This window comes from Nocardia sp. NPDC003345 (assembly GCF_053589395.1).
This window is the reverse complement of the sequence record NZ_JBSFRU010000575.1, coordinates 1-1,750: the sequence shown is the minus strand read 5'-3', so window position 1 is coordinate 1,750 and position 1,750 is coordinate 1. Positions and strand designations below refer to the sequence as shown.

The 1,750-nt window shown below is 68.9% G+C and carries 2 protein-coding genes; both read right to left on the bottom strand.

Going from position 1 to position 1,750, the window contains the following annotated elements:
- Positions 1-365, bottom strand: a 365-nt coding sequence (locus tag ACWDU1_RS32105) for an SCO6745 family protein (RefSeq protein WP_450004175.1), incomplete at its 3' end; no start/stop codon positions are given.
- A gap of 189 nt (positions 366-554) precedes the next feature.
- Positions 555-1,750 (bottom strand): peroxidase family protein (locus ACWDU1_RS32100; protein ID WP_450004174.1); only part of this gene is annotated, 1,196 nt, incomplete at its 5' end.

The following is a 1,750-nucleotide window of genomic DNA, read 5'->3' as shown; positions in this document are numbered from 1 at the left end:
GATGCCAGGTCGGCGGCGGTGGCGAGGCCGGGGCTCTCGGCGAGGTCACCGAAGTGCCGGCGCAGGGCGGCGGCCGAGCCGTGGGCGCGGGCGTCGAGGGCGGCCGCGGGCGGGGCGAATTCCCAGGCGGACGGCAGTGCTTTGGCGATTCGGTCGAGGGTGAAGTTGTAGAACAGTGCGTGTACCACTTCGGGGCCGGTGGGGCCCAGTGGGGCGCCGCGTCCGGCGAAGTAGCCCATCCAGAATCCGCGGTAGCCCGCCGCTTTGAAGGCATGCAGCGGCTCGGGTGCGAAATAGGTGACGGCGTGCAGGGGTTCCAGCAGTGTCCATACCTGCCGGGCGTAGGCAGGGAGTGCGGTGCTCATGATCGTCACGCTACTGGCCGTGGGTTCGGCTGCCCATCGGTTCGTCCGGATCCGCGGCGGCGGTCCGGGCTGCGTCGAGGTGCCGGGGTGGCAGGCCCGCCGTTACCGCGTCGGAAACGGCGGATCGCCCGGGCATCCGTGGATGCCCGGGCGATCACATACCTGCGCCCGGTGGCCGGGTGAAGGGGATCAGACCAGGTCGAAACGGTCCGCGTTCATCACCTTGTTCCATGCCGACACGAAGTCGCGCACGAACTTGTCCTTCGCGTCGTCGGCCGCGTACACCTCGGCGACGGCGCGGAGTTCGGAGTTCGAGCCGAATACCAGGTCGTAGCGGGTGCCGGTCCATTTGACCTCGCCGCTCGCGGTATCGCGGGCCTCGAAGGTCTCCTGGGACTCGTCGGTGGACTTCCACTCGACACCCATATCGAGCAGGTTGACGAAGAAGTCGTTGGTCAGGGTGCCGACCTTGTCGGTGAGCACACCCTGTTTCGACTGCTTGTAGTTGGCGCCCAGGACGCGCAGGCCGCCGACCAGCACGGTCAGTTCCGGTGCGGTGACGCCCAGCAGGTTCGCGCGGTCGATCAGCAGGTGCTCCGAGGGCAGCCGGTGGCCCTTGCCGATGTAGTTGCGGAACCCGTCGGCGCGCGGTTCGAGCACGGCGAAGGAGTCGATATCGGTCTGCTCTTGCAGGGCGTCGTTGCGGCCGGGGGTGACCGGGACGGTGACCTGGACTCCGGCGGCCTGGGCGGCCTGTTCGACACCGGCGGCGCCGGCGATGACGATCAGGTCGGCCAGCGAGACCTTCTTACCGCCGGTCTGGGCGGCGTTGAACGATTCCTGGATCTTCTCCAGGGCGCTCAGGACGGTGGCCAGCTGCTCGGGCTCGTTGATATCCCAGCTCTTCTGCGGTTCCAGGCGGATGCGGGCGCCGTTGGCGCCGCCGCGCTTATCGCTGGAGCGGAACGTCGAGGCCGAGGCCCACGCGGTGGACACCAGCTGCTGGACGGTGAGCCCGGCGGCCAGCACCTGCTCCTTGAGCGCGGCGATATCGGCCTCGCCGACGACCTCGAAGTCGACGGCCGGGATGGGGTCCTGCCACAGCAGCACCTCGGAGGGGACCTCCGCGCCGAGGTAACGCTCGACCGGGCCCATATCGCGGTGGGTGAGCTTGTACCAGGCGCGGGCGAACGCGTCGGCGAATTCGGCCGGGTTCTCGTGGAACCGGCGCGAGATGACCTCGAATTCGGGGTCGAACCGCAGCGCCAGGTCGGTGGTGAGCATCATCGGCTTCTTGCGCTTGGCCGGGTCGTGGGCGTCGGGGATGATCTCCTCGGCGTCCTTGGCGACCCACTGGTTGGCGCCGGCGGGGCTCTTGGTGAGTT